This window comes from Haloferax profundi, from assembly GCF_001469865.1.
In the GTDB taxonomy this organism is placed as follows: Archaea; Halobacteriota; Halobacteria; order Halobacteriales; family Haloferacaceae; genus Haloferax; species Haloferax profundi.
In genome coordinates this window covers 1-2,718 of sequence record NZ_LOPV01000400.1, presented here as the reverse complement: position 1 = coordinate 2,718, position 2,718 = coordinate 1, and the positions used below count along the sequence as shown (strand labels likewise).

The 2,718-nt window shown below is 60.9% G+C and carries 3 protein-coding genes; 1 reads left to right on the top strand and 2 read right to left on the bottom strand.

Going from position 1 to position 2,718, the window contains the following annotated elements:
* On the top strand, positions 1–304 hold a 304-nt coding region (locus AUR66_RS13865), incomplete at its 5' end, for a halocyanin domain-containing protein (RefSeq protein WP_157533135.1).
* 83 nt (positions 305–387) lie between these two features.
* Here the strand turns inward: AUR66_RS13865 and AUR66_RS13860 are convergent.
* Both AUR66_RS13860 and AUR66_RS13855 read right to left on the bottom strand, forming a co-directional pair.
* On the bottom strand, positions 388–783 hold the full coding sequence (locus AUR66_RS13860) for a hypothetical protein (RefSeq protein ID WP_157533134.1): 396 nt from the start codon (positions 781–783) through the stop codon (positions 388–390).
* A 110-nt stretch (positions 784–893) separates the two neighbouring features.
* Positions 894–2,718 (bottom strand): nitric-oxide reductase large subunit (locus AUR66_RS13855; RefSeq protein WP_058572887.1); only part of this gene is annotated, 1,825 nt, incomplete at its 5' end.

Here is a 2,718-nt window from a genome sequence, read left to right as displayed (position 1 = left end):
CGGTGTGAGAGACGAGACAGGAACGGACGCGGTCACTGTCGACGTCGGTACCGAAGCGAACGGCGGGGCGTTCGGATTCGGTCCCGCGGCGATTCGAATCTCCACAGGGACGACGGTCACGTGGGAATGGACCGGAGAAGGAGGGTCACACAACGTCGTGGATACAGACGGTGCCTTCGAGTCCGAACTCGCCGGGAGTAGCGGTCACACGTTCGAACACACGTTCGAGGAGGCGGGTACGTACACGTACTCCTGTGTGCCCCACGAGACGGTCGGAATGAAAGGCGTCGTCGTGGTCGAGTAGGTTCCGTCCACTCGTTTTTGTCGAGCAGTTGGTGTACACACCGGGGACTGGTCTCCCGGATTTGGAGAATCGTGAGTCAGTCGCTACGTTCGATACCCTGCCTCGGTTGGACTGAAATCGAGCACGGTGACATCACCGAGGGTGAGCGCATCAGGCTGGAAGTTCCCTCTCGGAGGGTAGTAGCCCGACGCCTCCAACACTGCACTGACGACTGCCTGTTGCTCGGCACGAACGTCCATCACTGACTCGACAGCGTCGATTCCGTGAGACGCACAGTAGACACCCTCGATTTCCCAGCTAAAATCCTCGTAACAGGAGAGTGCTACGGTGATTGCGTCGCCCGAGACGAGCGTCGTGTCCCGGCAGTACTGACATCCGACAGTGGCCGTCCTGAAATCTTGTGTGACGTAGAGACTCTCGACGACGAGTCCAGTAAACTGTCTGATGAGGTCCGATTCCACAGGGTCGTACTCGCGCACGAACGACCGATACGGGCCCAGATGAGAAATAGTCGCGCAGTCAGCGAACCCCATCCGTCACGGGTCGTAAGTGAGCACCCACCGAGCCGAAAAAACCGGACGAGAGTCGCTTAGTCGTCGCCCAGCACACCTTCGGCGACGGCCATATCTTCGACACTCGGGTCGTCAGCCGACTCGCGCAGGACGAACCGTTTTCTGACGAGGTCGGCGGCGTAGATGACCGTGCCGAGGATGATGAGTGAGTCACCGGGGAGGCGCGCCCAGAAGAGGGACTGAACCAACGGTTGGTCGTAGAACGCCACGCTCCGAGCAGCGTCGTATCCGCCGGTGAACGCCGTCTCCAACTGGAGGAACCCAACCGGAAGGACGGACACGAACACCATCAACACGAGGCCCACGTTCCAACACCAGAACGCGACACGAAGCCACGACCCGTCCCAGCGTTCGGGGTCGATTGCAATCTGGAGCATGTACGTGACCATGCCCAGTGCGAGGAAGCCGAACGCGCCGAACATTGCGGCGTGCGCGTGGCCGACGGTGAGGTACGTGCCGTGTTCGTAGTAGTTGATGAGCGGAAGGTTGATGAAGAATCCGAGGACGCCCGCGCCGACGAAGTTCCAGACGCCACTGGCGATGATGAACATGAACGGGAGGCGATACGGGAATCCACTGTCGGCGTTCATCGCGCGGTACTGACCGAGTGCCTCGTAGAGGATGAACACCAACGGGATGAGTTCGAGCGTCGAGAAGACGCTCCCGATAGGCACCCACATGTCGGGCATTCCGACCCACCAGTAGTGGTGCGAGACGCCGATGATGCCCGTGCCCATCACGAGGAGTGCCTGAAGCACGACCGCCTTCTCGGCACTCCGGCGTGAGAGGAGGTTCATCGACACCAACGTCAGGCCGACGATGGCGACGATGAAGAACTCGAAGGCACCTTCGACCCACATGTGGACGACCCACCACCGCCAGAATTCCGTGACGGCGATGTTGGTCTCCGGAGTGAAGAGGAAGCCTGCGGTGAACAAGAGTGCAATCGACCCACCGGCGTACAGTATCATGTGCGCCAGTCCGTAGAGCGGTTCTCTGTCCAAGAGCGGTCTCAGTCCACGGATTGCGAGCACGGCCCAGATACCGAACCCGGCGAGGATACCGAACTGCCAGAGTTTTCCGACTTCGAGGTACTCGAGGCCTTCGTTTCCGAGAATCCACCACAGTGGTCCGTCGATGTAGCCGTTCGCACCGAGCCAAATTCCACTGAGGCCGCCGACGGTGACGACGACGATGGCACCGAGCAGGACGTCGATGTATCTCGATTGCTTCGGCGGTTCGTACCCGGTCAACAGCGGCGGGAGGAACAACCCGGCACCGAGCCACGTCGCCGCAATCCACAGGATTCCGAGGTCGATGTGCCACGTCTTCGCGAGCGAGAACGGGAGGAGTTGGAGGATGTGGACGCCGAGTATCTCTTCGACGCCGAAGAACCCGGCCCGTTCGATGTAGAAGTGCGCGAGTAACCCGCCGAGTAACACCTGGGCGAGGAACAACCCTGCCGCGACGGGGATGAACCGGAGTGCCGCACGTTGACTCGGGAAGACACTCACGTCGCCGGGTTCAGGGACCGAGATTCCCTCCGCCGACGGTTCGGGGAGTTCGATGGACTTGTACAACCAGATACCGAGACCCGCGCCGGCGACGAGGAGGACCATTGCGATGACACTCCACGTCATCGAAGCGGCAGTGGCATCGTTTCCTGCACCGGGGTTGTACGGCCAGTCGTTCGTGTACGAGTGCGTACTCCCCGGCCGGTCGGTGTGCGAGAACCACGCCGTCCACATGGCGAAGTCGGCGAACTGTTCCGCATCGGCCGCAGAGTCTATCATTTCGGAGGGAACGCCCCGTTCGTGGTCTCCCTCGTGATACCGTTCGACG